The sequence below is a fragment of the Streptomyces sp. NPDC001890 genome, from assembly GCF_042891445.1.
Lineage (GTDB): Bacteria > Actinomycetota > Actinomycetes > Streptomycetales > Streptomycetaceae > Streptomyces.
Genome location: NZ_JBIATE010000010.1, coordinates 233,983 through 250,056, shown reverse-complemented (window position 1 = coordinate 250,056; position 16,074 = coordinate 233,983). Strand labels below are relative to the sequence as shown.

Genomic DNA, 16,074 nt, shown 5'->3' with positions numbered 1-16,074 from the left:
GCCACGGTGTACGGGCGGCGGCCCCTTTTCTCTCTCCGCTCCCACACCCCTTGCAGAGGCAGCGATGGCACACGCGCAGGTCCGCGACATCCCCCCCCCCCCCCCCCCGCCCCCGGGGGGTGCCGGGCCCCCCCCCCCCCCCCCCCCCCCGCCGTACTCACCCGCCTCGGTGCCACCCCCTCCGGGGCGCCCGGCATGCGGAACACCGGCCTCCGCGGCCGCGCCGCGAGTACCTGGCGGCCGACGGGCGCCCCGGGGTGTTGTCGGCCGCCCCATCGGCGTACGCTGACAGGCGCCATGCCGTACGAACCACCCACGCACACCGTCGAGCGCTCACTGCGCGCCACCACCGGTGCCAGGATTGTCGCCGGTGTCGACGAGGTCGGACGCGGAGCGTGGGCGGGACCGGTCACCGTGTGCGCGGCCGTCACCGGCCTGCGCAGACCTCCCGCCGGACTCACCGACTCCAAGCTGATCAGCCCCAAGCGCCGTGCGGAGCTCGCACCGTTGCTGGAGCGCTGGGTCACCGCGTTCGGTCTCGGCGACGCCTCTGCGCAGGAGATCGACGAGCTCGGGATGACGGCCGCGCTCCGCCTCGCCGCCGTACGGGCTCTCGAAGCCCTGCCGGTGCGGCCGGACGCGGTGATACTCGACGGCAAGCACGACTACCTGGGACAGCCCTGGCAGGTCCGCACGGTGATCAAGGGCGACCAGTCCTGTATCGCGGTCGCGGCCGCTTCGGTGATCGCGAAGGTCCACCGGGACACGATGATGGCCGAACTGGGCGCGGATTCAGGCGAGTACGCCGCATTCGCCTTCGACGCCAACGCCGGCTACCCGTCGCCCGTGCACAGGGCCGCGCTGGAGGAGTGGGGACCGACACCCCACCACCGTCTGTCGTGGTCCTATCTCGACGCGCTGCCCAGGTGGCAGCACCTCAAGAAGGTCCGCATCTCCGCCGAGGCGGCTGCACTGGAAAGCGGGGGCCAACTCGGCTTCGACTTCTGATCGCGCACATGTACCCACCCGCCGACGCCCCGTGTGCCGGCGTTTGATAGACAACCACCCATGCCTCTCATCCCCGAGGAGCCTCAGATTCACGAGAGCGCCCAGGGTCCCCGCGTCACTCCGGCCGCAGGCCGCACCGCGTCGACCCCCCGTCCCGTACCCGGCCCGCGTTCAGCGGCCACGCCGCGCCCCGGTCGTCCCGGGCCCGGCCCCGCGAGGCCCGCGCCCCCCGCGCAGCGTCCGCACCCCACCCCCGGCCGCCCCCAGGCGGATCGGCCGGAGAATCGTTCCGCACCGCAGATCCAGCTGATCCCCGCCTCGGCGGACGGCGCACTCGACGCCGCCGACGAAGCAGTGGACCTGCTGCTCGACTCCGGCCGCGCACCGGGCGACATCCTGGTGCTCACCACCGGTGAGCAGCACCCGTGGGCCGCGCACGAACTCTCCTTCGGCGAGGCCGCCTACTGGGCGCAGCACGAGGCCGGCGACGATGTCTTCTTCGCCGGTGCCGCAGTCGCGGACCGGGTGCGGAGCCGCCCGGTGGTGATCGTCGCCGTCAATGGCGGTGACGCCGTCCCCGGCGCGCTGACCGGTGCGCGGGAACGCGCCGGAGCACTGCTGATCGTGTGCGGGGAACCGCAGCGGATCAACGCGGTGCTCGGCGCCGGAGTCTGATCCGCGGGGCGTACCCGGCCGCGGCCGCGGGCCCGGCTGCCCGACGGGGCGGCCGGGTCGGCGGGCCGTGGGTCAGCGGGCCGCGGTGCGCCGCAGCGCCTGTGCCGCGCCGCCGCCGGTGCGCAGCGGGGCCGGATCCTGGTCCAGCGAGGTGTCGGCGAGAGCGGACGGCTGCGACATGGAGTGGGGACGCCGCCCGCCACGGCCCTCGCCCAGCACCTGCCAACCGCCGCGGGTCAGCGTGATGTACGCGCCGCACCGCAGCCCGTGCAGTGTGCAGGCGTCCCGCAGGCCCCACATCCACGCCCCGTCCTCCTCCGTCCAACGTTCGTCGCCCTCACGGCAGTAGAGAAGCACCGCGGTACGGACAGGGGTGCGGCGGCGAAGATCGTGCGGGATGACCCGGCGCAGATGCGCCAGCAACGCGTTGCGGAACTCCCAGCCGTCCGAGGCGGTGGAGCGGCGGGCGAACGAAGCGCTGGCCGTGAGGCGTTCCTCGTGGTCGAGCACGGCGACCACAGCGGTCGCCGGGGTCGGCCGGTGCCGGGAGTGCAGGCCGCTGACGACCTCGCGGGGGCTGCGCAGCAGCGGTATGCCGGCTTCGGCCCACTCGGTGGGTTCGAGCATCCTGGCAAGACGGTTGGCGGAGTCGGCGGACGCCGACATCGAAGTGGCTGCGGACGGAGCGAATCCGAAGGTCACGATCCTCCCTTCGCATACGCGCCCATGGTGCGGGCAGGGTCGAGTGAGGGCGCACCGTGGCACAGCCCTTCCGGGCCGCGAAAGGGACTGTGCGGGGAGCGAGTCCAATTCTTCCTGGCGTATCGGCAGGCGGCAACGAGCAATTGGCGCAGCTGACGGGAATCAGCCGAAATGACTCTGATATCCCTGCCCACACCGTGCCCGGGTGATGCCTTCCGCCCCATCCGAACGGCGAGGACCAGCGGAAACACCGCTCCGCCCCGCTCTGCTGCCCGTCAGAACCCCGGTGATCCCAGAGCGCTCCCCGCGCCCGGGAACACTTGGCCGAACGGTCCTCTGTGAGCTGTGGGTCACGTGGGGTGAAGTGGCCGATTGTCCGAGGCATCGGGTTGCATGGGGGCATGGACAACCTGGAGCTCCGCGCCGAAGCCGATGACATCCTTGCCGAGCTCGTCGGTGACCCCGGGGGTTCGGCGCGGCTGCGGGAGGACCAGTGGCAGGCGGTGGCGGCTCTGGTGCGGGAGCGCCGCCGTGCGCTGGTGGTGCAGCGCACGGGCTGGGGCAAGTCCGCGGTGTACTTCGTCGCCACCGCCCTGCTGCGCCGGCGCGGCTCCGGGCCCACGGTGATCGTCTCGCCGCTGCTGGCGCTGATGCGCAACCAGGTCGACTCGGCGGCGCGGGCCGGTATCCGGGCGCGCACCATCAACTCGGCCAATCCGGAGGAGTGGGACACCATCTACGAGGAGGTCGAGCGCGGCGACACCGATGTGCTCCTCGTGAGTCCGGAACGCCTCAACTCGGTGGACTTCCGCGATCAGGTGCTGCCCAAGCTCGCGGCCACCACCGGTCTGCTGGTGGTGGACGAGGCGCACTGCATCTCCGACTGGGGCCATGACTTCCGTCCCGACTACCGCAGGCTGCGGGCGATGCTCGCCGAGCTCTCCCCCGGCGTACCGGTGCTGGCCACCACGGCGACCGCGAACGCACGGGTCACCGCGGACGTGGCCGATCAGCTGGGCACCGGCGCGGGCGAGGCCCTGGTGCTGCGCGGTCCGCTGGAGCGGGAGAGCCTGCGGCTGGGTGTCGTCCGGCTGCCGGACGCGGCGCACCGTCTGGCCTGGCTCGCCGAGCACCTGGACGAATTGCAGGGTTCGGGAATCATCTACACCCTCACTGTCGCGGCGGCCGAGGAGGCCACCGCCTACCTGCGCGGGCGCGGCTTCCGCGTGGCGTCGTACACGGGGAAGACGGAGAACGCCGACCGCCTGCAGGCCGAGGCCGACCTCCAGGAGAACCGGGTCAAGGCGCTGGTCGCGACATCGGCCCTGGGCATGGGCTTCGACAAGCCGGACCTGGGCTTCGTGGTGCATCTCGGCTCGCCGTCCTCGCCGATCGCCTACTACCAGCAGGTGGGGCGGGCGGGGCGCGGTGTGGCCCACGCCGATGTGCTGCTGCTGCCGGGCAAGGAGGACGAGGCCATCTGGCGCTACTTCGCCGATACGGCCTTTCCGCCCGAGGCGCAGGTCCGACAGACTCTCTCGGCCCTCGTCACCGCGGGACGGCCCTTGTCCGTGCCGGCCCTGGAGGCCGTGGTGGATCTTCGGCGCACTCGCTTGGAGGCGATGCTGAAGGTGCTGGACGTCGACGGCGCGGTCAAGCGTGTGAAGGGCGGCTGGACGGCCACGGGAGCCGAGTGGGTGTACGACGCCGAACGCTACGCGTGGGTGGCGCGGCAGCGGACAGCCGAGCAGCAGGCCATGCGCGACTACGCGAGCACATCCCGGTGCCGGATGGAGTTCCTGCGCCGGCAGCTGGACGACGAGGGAGCGGCGCCGTGCGGCCGATGCGACAACTGCGCGGGCGCCTGGGCCGATTCAGCCGTTTCGGCGGACACCTTGATGGGCGCGACGAAGGAACTGGACCGCCCGGGGGTGGAGGTCGAGCCGCGCCGGATGTGGCCGACGGGGATGCCCGCACTGGGCATCGAGCTCAAGGGCCGTATCCCGGCCAAGGAGCAGTGCTCCACCGGGCGTGCCCTGGGGCGGCTCTCGGACATCGGCTGGGGCAACCGGCTGCGCCCGCTGCTGGCCGAGAACGCGCCCGACGGGCCGGTCCCCGACGACGTCCTGAAGGCCGCGGTGGCGGTCCTCGCCGACTGGGCGCGCTCCTCGGGCGGCTGGGCGCCGAATGCCCCGGACGCCACTGCCCGGCCGGTGGGAGTCGTCGCCGTACCCTCCCTGACCCGTCCGCAACTCGTCGGCTCCCTGGCCGAGGGGATCGCGACGGTCGGCCGCCTCCCCTTCCTCGGCACCCTGACGTACACCGGGCCGAGCGGCGCGCACCCGGCACGCCGCAGCAACTCCGCCCAACGGCTCAGGGCGCTCTTCGGTGCCTTCGCCGTCCCCGAGGAACTGGCCGGAGCCCTCGCCCGTACTCCCGGCCCCGTCCTGCTCGTGGACGACTGCACCGAATCCGGCTGGACCCTCGCTGTCGCCGCCCGGCTCCTGCGCCGGGCGGGGAGCGACCAGGTCCTTCCACTGGTCCTCGCCGCGGCGGGCTGACAGGCCCCGGCGACAGCCGTTGCCCCGGCGATCGACCAGCCGTTCCCGCCGAGGAGTCGGGCACGTACGGAGTCGGCCGCGGCCCTGGGTCCTGCGACGCGGATCAGGTGGCTCATGTCCCCATGCAACCCGATGGGTACGACGGACCGCCAACGCCCCGTGACCCTTGTGGACAAGTTATCCACAGGGGGTCGCGGAATCCGTCCGCTCGCGGGACGGTCGTGCCATGAACCAGCACCACGAATCCAATGGTCCGGCCGACGAGCAGCAGATCACCCTCCGAGGACCTGCCGAACTCGCCGACGCTCTCCCGTATCTCATGGGGTTTCACCCGAACGACAGCGTGATCATGGTCGCCCTGCACGGCGGCCGGGGCCGCTTCGGCGGGCGGCTCAGGCTCGGCATCCCGCAGTCGCCGCAGGAATGGGCGCCCGTCGCCGAGCAGCTCGCCGAGTGCCTGATCAAGGGGAGCGAGCGGCGTGGTGAACGCCCTGACGCGATCGTCATCTTCCTCTGCAAGGATCCCGCCGAGGGCGAGTCCGGCAGCCAGGTCATGGAGCGGCTGCGACCACTCGCCCAGCGTCTGCGTACGGCCTGTGGCGCGCTGGACGTACCGGTGCTCGAAGCACTCTGCATCTCCGACGGCCGGTACTGGTCCTACTGCTGTCCGGACGGGCGTTGCTGTCCGGCGGAGGGAAACCGGCTGGCCATGCCCGGCACTTCGGTGATGGCGGCCGCTGCCGCCTACGCGGGCATTCAAGTGCGCGGAACGCTACGGGAGATGGAGGCACGGCTCGCGCCCCTGACCACCTCGGAGGCAGCGGGCCAGCAACGCGCCCTCGACTCGGCGGGTGTCGAGCTGATGCCCAAGCTCCTCGACGAGGCGGGGCGCGAGGACGTGGCCCGCGAGACCCTGGACCTGGCCCGGAGGCTCATGAGGCGCCTCAGGGAGGCACCGGTGGCCGCACCATCCGCCGCGGACATCAGCGATGACCGGTTGATCAGTCACGACGAGGCAGCCGCGGTGATCCTCGGCCTGCAGGACCGGGAGACCCGCGACAAGGCGGCGGAGTGGATGGAAGGCCCGGAAGCCGATTCGGCGCTGCGGCTCTGGCGAGCACTGTCCCGTCGTTGCGTGGCACCGTACGAGGAGCATGCCGCGGCGCCACTGACCCTGGCCGGATGGGTCTCGTGGTCGACGGGCGACGAACCGGGTGCGCGGGTTGCTCTGGGCCTCGCCCTGCGGATGGACCCCATGTACACCTTCGCCCAACTGCTTCATGAGGCGTGCAACCAGGGCCTCGACCCGGAGACCCTGCGCCGGTGCCTGCGCGGGGAGCGCAGTGCGCGGACGGGGCGGCGAGGGCACCGGACGGACCGGGGTGCGCGCCCCCGCACGGTGCGGCCGACCACCGCGCGGCCGACCACCGCGCGTCGGAAGAAGCCCCCGTCCGGCGCCACTCGTCCCGAATCCGCGGTCACCCGGCGCGGGTCCCGGCAGGCCACCCCCGGCCGGCGCGCATCCCGTGACGCCGAATGACCCGCACGCGGTGCTCTTCCAGGAGGTCTTGGAAGAGCACCGCGAAGGGAGTGTTTATCGTCAGGCAGACGACTATGATCACGGCATGCCGCCCTACGACCCGTCGACCTTCCCGCCCTTCGCTGTCACCGTCGACCTGGTCGTGCTCACGGTGCGCCGCCACGCGCTCTGCGCGCTGGTGGTACGCCGTGGTGAGCCACCGTTCCAGGGGCGATGGGCGCTGCCCGGCGGATTCGTGCGAGCCGATGAGGATCTCGGTGCCGCAGCGGCGCGTGAGCTCGTCGAGGAGACCGGTCTGTGCGCCCAGGATCCGGCGGCCCCTGCGGTCGGGAACGGCGCCCACCTGGAACAGCTCGCCACCTATGGAGACCCGGCTCGTGACCCGCGGATGCGAGTCGTCAGCGTCGCTCATCTCGCCCTGGCGCCCGATCTGCCGGCCCCACGGGCGGGCGGCGACGCGAACAGTGCGCGATGGGCGTCCGTCGAGGACCTGCTCGGGGCGGACGGGAGCCTCGGCCACGAGGGTGAGAAACAGACCCCGCTGGCCTTCGATCACGCGCAGATCCTTGCCGACGGGGTCGAACGCGCCCGCTCCAAGATCGAATACTCCTCCCTGGCCACCGCGTTCTGCCCGCCGGAGTTCACGGTCGGCGAGCTCCGGAGGGTGTACGAGGCGGTATGGGGAGTGGTTCTCGACCCGCGGAACTTCCATCGCAAGGTAACCGGCACCCCCGGCTTCCTGATGCCCACCGGTGGGACGACCACTCGCCAGGGCGGCCGTCCGGCCCAGCTCTTCCGGGCCGGTGCGGCCACCGTGCTCAACCCTCCGATGCTGAGGCCGGAGGTCTGACCTCGCGGAACACCCACGGGGTCGGCGCTGCGCAAAAAGTCGGATATGTCGGGTTATCTTTCTGCGGTACCCGCACTGCCGTCGAGCGGTCTCACCTTCCGCGAGGGAAGCGATGCTCCAGGCCATCGGACTCACCAGCACCCCCCGCCGCGGCCTTCGGGCAGCCGTGGACGACCTCACCTTCGAAGCCCGGCCCGGCCACGTCACCGCACTTCTGGGTGGTCCGGGCTCGGGCAAGACCGCAGCCCTGCGCCTCATGCTCGAACTCGACGCGGGGCGGGGAGTCACCTACTTCCGGGGCAGGCCGATGCACCGGATCCCGCACCCCGCACGCGAGGTGGGAGTGCTGCTCGGAGACGTGCCGGGGCACCCTGTCCGTACTGCTCGCGGCCAGCTCCGGATGCTCTGCGCGGCCGGAGGCGTACCCGCGGCACGGGCCGATGAACTGCTTGAACTCGTAGGTCTCGCCGCGCTCCGTGACCAGCGCATCGGCACGCTCTCGCTCGGCATGGACCGGCGCCTCGCCCTGGCTTCGGCGCTGCTGGGCGATCCGCACACGCTCGTCCTCGACGATCCGACGGAAGGCCTGGCACCACGCGAGGGCTGCTGGGTGCACGGGCTGTTGCGGGCCCATGCGGCCCGGGGCGGGACCGTTCTGTACTCCACGGCGGACCCCAAGGAGGCCGCAAGGGCCGCCGACCACGTCGTCACCATCGACGGCGGCCGCCTGGTTGCCGACCAGGACGCCGATGCCTTCTCCCGGACCCGCCTCCGCCCCCGGGTCGCGGTCCGGACCCCGCACGCGGCCCGGCTCGCGGCAGTGGTCAGCCGCGAGGCCCGGGCGGCCCGCCGCTCGGTGGAGGTGGTCACCGAAGCGGGCGGCCGTCTCGCCGTGTACGGCTCCTCCTGTGCGGAGATCGGGGATGCGGCGTTCCGGCACGGGCTTCCGGTCCATCGACTGGTGGACGAGATCGGTGACACCGGCCCCGCGGCACCCAGGGGCGGCATGGACCCCACGGATCCCGACGGCTCAGCCGGTCCAGGAGTCTCCTCGGCCCCCTCGAACCCCAAGGACCCCGCAGACCACGCGGGGCGAGACAGGGGCAAAGAGGCAGGCGATCCGCGACCGGTCGCGCGGGCGTCGGCACCGCAGTCGGCGCTTCCCATCCGGAGGCGTCCGGCCCGCGGACCGCTCCACCCGTTGCGATACGAGTTGCGCCGTCTGCTCGGCGTCAGGACAACCGCCTTGATCATGGCCGTTGTTCTGGTCGTCTCCGTCGGGCTCTCCGTGCTCCTCGCCCGCAACGGCCATGCGCCGTTGCCGAAGGTGCTGGCGGCCTGGCCGTCGCTGCTGCCCCTGCCGCCTGCGGCGGTCGGGGCGGGACTGCTCGGCGCCCTCTCGTTCGGTGACGAATTCCGCTACCCCGCGCTCGCCGCGGGCCGCGGTACCGTCCCCCGCCGCCTGGGGCTGCTGCTGGCCAAACTGGTGGTGTCCGCGGGCGTCGCCGTGGTGCTCGCGCTGGCCGTGGTCCTGGTCTCCGCCGAAACCCTTCGCCTCCTGTACGGCCATGACTGGATCCACGTCCCACCGAATTCCGTTTCCCTGGGCGTGAGTTGGGCGGCGCTGACCGTGGGCTGCGCCTGGGCGGGTCTGCTGGCCGCCGGGGTCTTCAGGGTGACGACGGCCGGTGTCGCCGCGGTACTCGCCATTCCTGTACTTGTTGTACCGCTTGTCCAGATGGTGCTGACGGGACCGGGGTCCCGTCCGGTCACCGGGCTTCCGGCCAGGCTCCGCGGACTGATGTGGCCGCGCTGGCCACACGAGACGGACCGATGGATCGCCCTCGCCGTGGGCGTCGTGGCGCATCCGGTGGGGACCGCGCTGGCGCTCTCGCTGTCGGTCCTGGTCTGCGCGTATCTGTTCACCGGCCTTCATGGCAGGGTCCGTTGGCGGTCGCAGAGGGCTGCCGGATCGGGTCAGGCTTCGTAACCCTTTTGGGAATGCCCGGTTTATACCAGTAAAGCGTCAATTGGGGGGCTGGCGCTGATCACCCTTTCGTGTGCTTTTCACCAAAGACCTCAAGAGCCGAGTGAGCTACGCCGACAAAGGATGCGTGAGTACCCTTGCGCACACCATGATGACCGCCGCCCGCTCCGCCGATTCCGGCCTCGCCGTCGGCCCGGGTGAAATCGACCGCTACTCGTACGCGGAGGCGCCGGCCGGCGAGCGTGCCGCTCTTCGCTCCTGGGACGGCCCCGACGCCGACCTCGGCCGGGTGAACCGGCGGGGCTCGGCCAGCCGGGGCCGCGGCCTCCACGGCCAGCTCGTCCAGCAGCTCGGCCAGATGATCGTCTCCGGCGACCTGGGCGCCGACCGCCCTCTCGTGCCGGAAGAGATCGGCCAGCGTTTCGAGGTCTCCCGCACCGTCGTACGCGAGTCCCTGCGCGTCCTCGAAGCCAAGGGCCTGGTCAGCGCCCGGCCCAACGTGGGCACCCGGGTCCGCCCCGTCAGCGACTGGAACCTGCTGGACCCCGACATCATCGAATGGCGCGCCTTCGGCCCTCAGCGCGAGGACCAGCGTCGCGAGCTCGGGGAGCTCCGGTGGACGATCGAACCCCTTGCCGCCCGTCTCGCCGCGGGCCACGGCCGTGAGGACATTCAGCAGCGCCTCGGAGACATGGTCGAGATCATGGGGCACGCGGTCGGACAGGGCGACGCGATCACCTGTTCCCGGGCCGACGCGGAGTTCCACTCCCTGCTCATCCAGGCGGCGGGCAACCGCATGCTGGAGCACCTCTCCGGCATCGTCTCCGCCGCACTGCAGGTGTCCGGCGGTCCGGTCACGGGCTGTGACCGCCCCGGCGAAGCGTCCCTCGGCCACCATGCCCGGATCGTCGATGCCCTCGCGTCCGGTGACGCGGCGGGTGCCGAGGCGGCCATGCGTCAACTGCTCGTGGTCCACCCCGAGGTGGAGCGTGTGGTGCCGGCACCCCGCGAGCACTGAGCGCGGCACGGCCGGGGTGTGCGAACCGCGTGTCGCCGGGCCGCCACGGTCCGGCGACACAGTTGTGGGGAATTTGCACTCTTGGTCGCGTTCATCGCAAATGAGGTGTGACTCGGGCCACGCGGATTGGGCGTAACACTCCTCGAAACAGTGCGATGACTTAAGAGGTGACCGTCGCGGAAGGAATACAGCAGCCATTCAGTGCGCTGTGCAGTTCTGAGGCCAAACCCGCGCCGCCGGTACATTCCCAGCCCGGCGGTCGTCGGCTCCAGCCCTCTCCAGGGCCGGGCCGGAAGCCGTTTCCATCGTTCCGAGAGGTTGTTCGTGTCGGCCAGCACATCCCGTACGCTCCCGCCGGAGATCGCCGAGTCCGAGTCTGTGATGGCGCTCATCGAGCGGGGAAAGGCTGATGGGCAGATCGCCGGCGATGACGTGCGTCGGGCCTTCGAGGCTGACCAGATTCCGCCAACCCAGTGGAAGAATGTTCTGCGCAGCCTCAACCAGATCCTCGAGGAAGAGGGTGTGACGCTGATGGTCAGTGCCGCGGAGCCGTCCAAACGTGCCCGCAAGAGCGTCGCAGCGAAGAGCCCGGTCAAGCGCACCGCCACCAAGACTGTCGCGGCCAAGACGACCGTGACCAGGACGGTCGCGGCCACTGCCGCCCCGTCGGCAGAGACCGTGGACGTGGTGGCCGACGACGCTGCCGCGGCCGGCCCTGCGAAGAAGGCAGCAGCCAAGAAGACGGCTGCCAAGAAGACCGCCGTGAAGAAGACGGCGGCCAAGAAGACGGCATCGAAGAAGTCCGGAAAGCAGGACGACGAGCTCCTCGACGGCGACGAGGCGGTCGAGGAAGTAAAGGCCGGCAAGGGCGAGGAAGAGGAGGGCGAGGGCGAGAACAAGGGCTTCGTCCTCTCCGACGACGACGAGGACGACGCACCTGCGCAGCAGGTCGCCGTCGCCGGCGCCACCGCCGACCCGGTCAAGGACTACCTGAAGCAGATCGGCAAGGTTCCCCTCCTCAACGCCGAGCAGGAGGTCGAGCTCGCCAAGCGCATCGAGGCCGGTCTGTTCGCCGAGGACAAGCTGGCGAACTCCGACAAGCTCGCTCCGAAGCTCAAGCGCGAGCTGGAGATCATCGCCGAGGACGGCCGCCGCGCCAAGAACCACCTGCTGGAGGCCAACCTCCGTCTCGTGGTGTCGCTGGCCAAGCGCTACACCGGCCGCGGCATGCTTTTCCTGGACCTCATCCAGGAAGGCAACCTCGGTCTGATCCGCGCGGTCGAGAAGTTCGACTACACCAAGGGCTACAAGTTCTCCACGTACGCCACCTGGTGGATCCGTCAGGCGATCACCCGCGCCATGGCCGACCAGGCCCGCACCATCCGTATCCCGGTGCACATGGTCGAGGTCATCAACAAGCTCGCCCGTGTGCAGCGCCAGATGCTCCAGGACCTGGGCCGTGAGCCCACGCCGGAGGAGCTGGCCAAGGAACTCGACATGACCCCCGAGAAGGTCATCGAGGTCCAGAAGTACGGTCGTGAGCCGATCTCCCTCCACACCCCGCTGGGTGAGGACGGGGACAGCGAGTTCGGTGACCTGATCGAGGACTCCGAGGCGGTCGTCCCGGCCGACGCGGTCAGCTTCACGCTCCTCCAGGAGCAGCTGCACTCGGTGCTCGACACGCTCTCCGAGCGCGAGGCCGGTGTCGTCTCGATGCGCTTCGGTCTCACCGACGGCCAGCCGAAGACCCTGGACGAGATCGGCAAGGTCTACGGCGTGACGCGTGAGCGCATCCGTCAGATCGAGTCGAAGACCATGTCGAAGCTGCGCCACCCGTCGCGTTCGCAGGTGCTGCGCGACTACCTCGACTAGGTCGCAGGAGTACACGGACCGAGGGCCCGGATCCCATTGGGGAGCCGGGCCCTCGGCCTATCAGCACGTGCGGTCGGCGACCGGCGGGATGACTCTGGGTGGGAATGGTTCACCACAGAGTCAGGAGTGCGCATGTCCCGTACCGCCTTCCGCGCCCTGACCGGGGCGTTCGCCCTGGTCGCCGCCGCAGCCCTGATACCGCTCGGATCACCTGCCCAGGCAGCCGAGGACGGCATCGTCATCGGTGGCCAGCCCGCGCACGTCAAGGACAGCCCGTGGGTCGTGGCGCTTTCCAGCCGCGACCGGTTCGGGGGAGCGCGCGCCGGCCAGTTCTGCGGCGGTGCCCTGGTGGCGCCCAAGAAGGTGCTGACCGCTGCGCACTGCCTGAGCCGGGCGGCGCTCGGCGTCGATGTCGCCAGCGTGCGCGATCTGCGCGTCATCGCGGGCCGCGATGCCCTGCTCGGGACCGGGGGGAAGGAGATCGCGGTCCGGGATACCTGGACCAATCCGGGGTTCGACCCCATCACGAACGCGGGGGACCTGGCCGTGCTCACCCTTGCCGAGGCGCTCCCCGAGAAGAGCGTGATCCCGATGGCCGAAGCCGGCGACGAGGCGTACGTACCGGGCACCGAGGCGGCCGTCTATGGATGGGGTGACACGACGGGCAACAGCGACTACGCGGCGTCGCTGAGATCGGCGAAAGTGAGCGTTCTGCCCGACGCCCTGTGCACGCAGGCATACCCGGGCGGCAGGAACGGCATGTACGACGCCTCAGCGATGCTCTGCGCGGGCGAACTGCTCGGCGGGTACGACGCATGCCAGGGCGACAGCGGCGGGCCGCTGGTGGCCCGTGGGCGGCTCATCGGGCTGGTGTCCTGGGGGAACGGCTGCGCCCGCGCCGGGAGCCCGGGTGTGTACACGCGGATCTCCGCCGCGATCGGCTGGATGCCGGAAGGCAGCTGAACGGCGGCACCGCGAAGGTACGAGAACGGGCGGCTCCCCCTCTGGGGAGCCGCCCGTCGGCAGGTCCGGGACCTGGCCCTTGCTCGTCGTGGATGCGAGGTGTCAGTGTTGTTCCTCTTCGGCGGCTTGGGCCTGCACAGCCGTGAGCCGGTCCGTCTCATCCTGTATTTCCGCGGCGATCTTCTTGAGTTCCGGCTCGAACTTGCGACCGTGGTGGGCGCAGAAGAGCAGTTCACCGCCGCTGATCAGGACGACGCGCAGATATGCCTGGGCGCCGCAACGGTCGCAGCGGTCTGCTGCGGTCAGCGGGCTCGCGGGGGTCAGAACAGTAGTCACGTCGCCTCTTCTCTAGCTCGACGAGCTGTCGTACCAGGGTCAACATCCAACCAGGCCGAAAACGTTCCCGCTCGTGGCTTTTCTTCGAAACTTCTTCTCAAGATGGCTGTCTGTTGCCGGTTGGCGGCGAATGTGCCGTATTGCGGAGCGCTACGGTTTCGCGTTGCTTGTCTTGGTGGGATCCTCCCGGCCGGCTTGCCGGTTTGTTCATGAGGACGTGCCCGGAGCCTAAATGGTTCATGCCTGGAAGGGAACGTGATGTTCGCGTCACTCCTACGAGGGATCGAACGTGTATGCGAGGCTGGACTAGTGTGAGGGTTGTCGAAGGGTGGCGTTACAACCGCTCTACCAGGCCTCGGTACCCTCTCAGCGGCGACCGAAGCCGAGCCCGTTACCCACTGGGCCCCAAATGAAATTCAGCGAGGAGCGAACCGCGTGACCGCCGATACGTCCGTGCCGTCCACTGCGCTGCTGACCGGAGCAGACCGAGACGGCTCCAACTACACCGCGCGGCATCTGCTCGTACTCGAAGGGCTCGAAGCGGTTCGCAAGCGCCCCGGGATGTACATCGGGTCCACCGACAGCCGCGGCCTCATGCACTGCCTCTGGGAGATCATCGACAATTCCGTCGACGAGGCCCTGGGCGGCTACTGCGATCACATCGAGGTCATCCTCCACGACGACAATTCCGTGGAGGTCCGGGACAACGGACGGGGCATCCCCGTCGATGTCGAGCCCAAGACGGGTCTGTCCGGCGTCGAGGTCGTGATGACCAAGCTGCACGCCGGCGGAAAGTTCGGCGGCGGCTCGTACGCCGCGTCCGGCGGTCTGCACGGCGTCGGTGCCTCCGTCGTCAACGCGCTCTCCGCCCGGCTCGACGTCGAGGTCGACCGCAACAGCGCGACGCACTCGATCAGCTTCCGGCGCGGAGTCCCGGGGATCTTCACCGAGCAGGGGCCGGACAGCCCGTTCGACCCGGCCAACGGTCTGCTCAAGGGCAAGCGGGTGCCGAAGGCGCGCACCGGCACCAGGGTGCGTTACTGGGCAGACCGGCAGATCTTCCTCAAGGACGCCAGGCTCAACCTGGAGACGCTCCACCAGCGGGCGCGACAGACGGCCTTCCTCGTTCCGGGCCTCACGATCGTCGTCCGCGACGAGCGCGGGCTCGACGGCGAGGGCAAGACCGAGGAGACCTTCCGCTTCGACGGCGGCATCAGCGAATTCTGCGAGTACCTCGCCCAGGACAAGGCGGTCTGCGACGTCCTGCGCCTGACCGGGCAGGGCACCTTCAAGGAGACCGTGCCGGTCCTGGACGAGCGCGGTCACATGACGGCGACCGAGGTCACGCGTGAGCTCGCGGTCGACATCGCCCTGCGCTGGGGCACCGGGTACGACACCAACCTGAAGTCCTTCGTCAACATCATCGCCACCCCCAAGGGCGGCACGCATGTGACCGGATTCGAGCGTTCCGTGACCAAGACGGTCAACGAGGCGCTGCGCTCCGCCAAGCTGCTCCGCGTCGCCGAGGACGACATCGTCAAGGACGACGCGCTCGAGGGCCTCACCGCGGTGGTCACCGTGCGCCTGGCAGAGCCGCAGTTCGAGGGCCAGACCAAGGAGGTGCTCGGTACCTCCGCGGCCAACCGGATCGTCGCCAACGTCGTGGCCAAGGAACTCAAGGCGTTCCTGACCTCGACGAAGCGCGACGCGAAGGCCCAGGCCAGGGCGGTCCTGGACAAGGCCGTCGCGGCCGCGCGGACCCGCATCGCGGCCCGCCAGCACAAGGACGCGCAGCGCCGCAAGACGGCGCTGGAGTCCTCCTCGCTGCCGGCGAAGCTCGCCGACTGCCGCAGCGACGACGTGGACCGCAGCGAACTCTTCATCGTCGAGGGCGACTCCGCGCTCGGTACGGCGAAGCTCGCCCGGAACAGTGAGTTCCAGGCGCTGCTGCCGATCCGGGGCAAGATCCTCAACGTCCAGAAGGCGTCCGTCTCGGACATGCTGAAGAACGCCGAGTGCGGTGCGATCATCCAGGTCATAGGAGCCGGGTCCGGACGGACCTTCGACATCGACGCGGCTCGCTACGGCAAGATCGTTCTGCTGGTGGACGCCGATGTCGACGGCGCGCACATCCGCGTGCTGCTGCTGACGCTGTTCCAGCGGTACATGCGGCCCATGGTCGAGGCCGGCCGGGTCTTCGCCGCGGTGCCCCCGCTCCACCGGATCGAGCTGGTCCAGCCGAAGAAGGGCCAGGACAAGTACATCTACACGTACTCGGACAACGAGCTGCGCCAGCGGCTGTTGGAGCTCCAGCGGAAGAACGTCCGGTACAAGGACTCGATCCAGCGCTACAAGGGTCTGGGCGAGATGGACGCCGACCAGTTGGCGGAGACCACGATGGATCCGCGCCACCGCACCCTGCGCAGGATCAACATCGGCGACCTGGAAGCGTCCGAGCAGGTCTTTGATCTGCTGATGGGCAATGAGGTGGCGCCGCGCAAGGAGTTCATCACCAGCTCCGCCGCCACCCTGGACCGCTCGCGCATCGACGTCTGAGCGATG

12 protein-coding genes are annotated in these 16,074 nt (G+C 70.2%); 10 read left to right on the top strand and 2 right to left on the bottom strand.

Annotated elements, in window-relative coordinates; genetic code table 11:
* Positions 1 to 297: 297 nt before the first annotated feature.
* A complete protein-coding gene (locus ACFYY1_RS24605; RefSeq protein WP_388589146.1) occupies positions 298 to 1,008 on the top strand; it encodes a ribonuclease HII in 711 nt (236 codons plus the stop codon).
* 60 nt (positions 1,009 to 1,068) lie between these two features.
* The gene (locus ACFYY1_RS24600; RefSeq protein WP_388589143.1) at positions 1,069 to 1,683 is read left to right on the top strand and encodes a hypothetical protein; all 615 of its coding nucleotides are present in this window, start codon (positions 1,069 to 1,071) and stop codon (positions 1,681 to 1,683) included.
* Between the two features lie 72 nt (positions 1,684 to 1,755).
* Here the strand turns inward: ACFYY1_RS24600 and ACFYY1_RS24595 are convergent, their stop codons facing one another.
* On the bottom strand, positions 1,756 to 2,385 hold the full coding sequence (locus ACFYY1_RS24595) for a hypothetical protein (RefSeq protein ID WP_388589140.1): 630 nt from the start codon (positions 2,383 to 2,385) through the stop codon (positions 1,756 to 1,758).
* Positions 2,386 to 2,786: 401 nt separating this feature from the next.
* Here ACFYY1_RS24595 and ACFYY1_RS24590 point away from each other — a divergent pair, with 401 nt between their 5' ends.
* From ACFYY1_RS24590 to ACFYY1_RS24560, 7 genes are all read left to right on the top strand, one after another.
* Positions 2,787 to 4,946 carry a RecQ family ATP-dependent DNA helicase gene (locus ACFYY1_RS24590; RefSeq protein ID WP_388589138.1) on the top strand — a complete coding sequence of 720 codons (2,160 nt, stop codon included), beginning with the start codon at positions 2,787 to 2,789 and terminating at the stop codon, positions 4,944 to 4,946.
* A gap of 226 nt (positions 4,947 to 5,172) precedes the next feature.
* Positions 5,173 to 6,486 (top strand): DUF4192 domain-containing protein, encoded by a 1,314-nt coding sequence (locus tag ACFYY1_RS24585; RefSeq protein ID WP_388589136.1) that lies wholly within the window; start codon positions 5,173 to 5,175, stop codon positions 6,484 to 6,486.
* A gap of 85 nt (positions 6,487 to 6,571) precedes the next feature.
* The gene (locus tag ACFYY1_RS24580; protein ID WP_388589134.1) at positions 6,572 to 7,336 is read left to right on the top strand and encodes an NUDIX domain-containing protein; all 765 of its coding nucleotides are present in this window, start codon (positions 6,572 to 6,574) and stop codon (positions 7,334 to 7,336) included.
* A 112-nt stretch (positions 7,337 to 7,448) separates the two neighbouring features.
* Positions 7,449 to 9,326 carry an ATP-binding cassette domain-containing protein gene (locus tag ACFYY1_RS24575; protein ID WP_388589132.1) on the top strand — a complete coding sequence of 626 codons (1,878 nt, stop codon included), beginning with the start codon at positions 7,449 to 7,451 and terminating at the stop codon, positions 9,324 to 9,326.
* Between the two features lie 124 nt (positions 9,327 to 9,450).
* Positions 9,451 to 10,341 (top strand): FadR/GntR family transcriptional regulator, encoded by an 891-nt coding sequence (locus tag ACFYY1_RS24570; protein ID WP_388589130.1) that lies wholly within the window; start codon positions 9,451 to 9,453, stop codon positions 10,339 to 10,341.
* A 324-nt stretch (positions 10,342 to 10,665) separates the two neighbouring features.
* On the top strand, positions 10,666 to 12,213 hold the full coding sequence (locus ACFYY1_RS24565) for an RNA polymerase sigma factor (RefSeq protein WP_388589128.1): 1,548 nt from the start codon (positions 10,666 to 10,668) through the stop codon (positions 12,211 to 12,213).
* Positions 12,214 to 12,345: 132 nt separating this feature from the next.
* Positions 12,346 to 13,176: a S1 family peptidase gene (locus ACFYY1_RS24560; RefSeq protein ID WP_388589125.1), complete on the top strand. Its 831-nt coding sequence runs from the start codon at positions 12,346 to 12,348 to the stop codon at positions 13,174 to 13,176.
* 102 nt (positions 13,177 to 13,278) lie between these two features.
* On the opposite strand, the gene ACFYY1_RS24555 is transcribed toward ACFYY1_RS24560, so the two are convergent.
* Positions 13,279 to 13,512: a hypothetical protein gene (locus ACFYY1_RS24555; protein WP_024489001.1), complete on the bottom strand. Its 234-nt coding sequence runs from the start codon at positions 13,510 to 13,512 to the stop codon at positions 13,279 to 13,281.
* A 435-nt stretch (positions 13,513 to 13,947) separates the two neighbouring features.
* Between ACFYY1_RS24555 and ACFYY1_RS24550 the strand changes: the two genes are divergently transcribed.
* Positions 13,948 to 16,068: a type IIA DNA topoisomerase subunit B gene (locus ACFYY1_RS24550; RefSeq protein ID WP_388589122.1), complete on the top strand. Its 2,121-nt coding sequence runs from the start codon at positions 13,948 to 13,950 to the stop codon at positions 16,066 to 16,068.
* Positions 16,069 to 16,074: the final 6 nt, after the last annotated feature.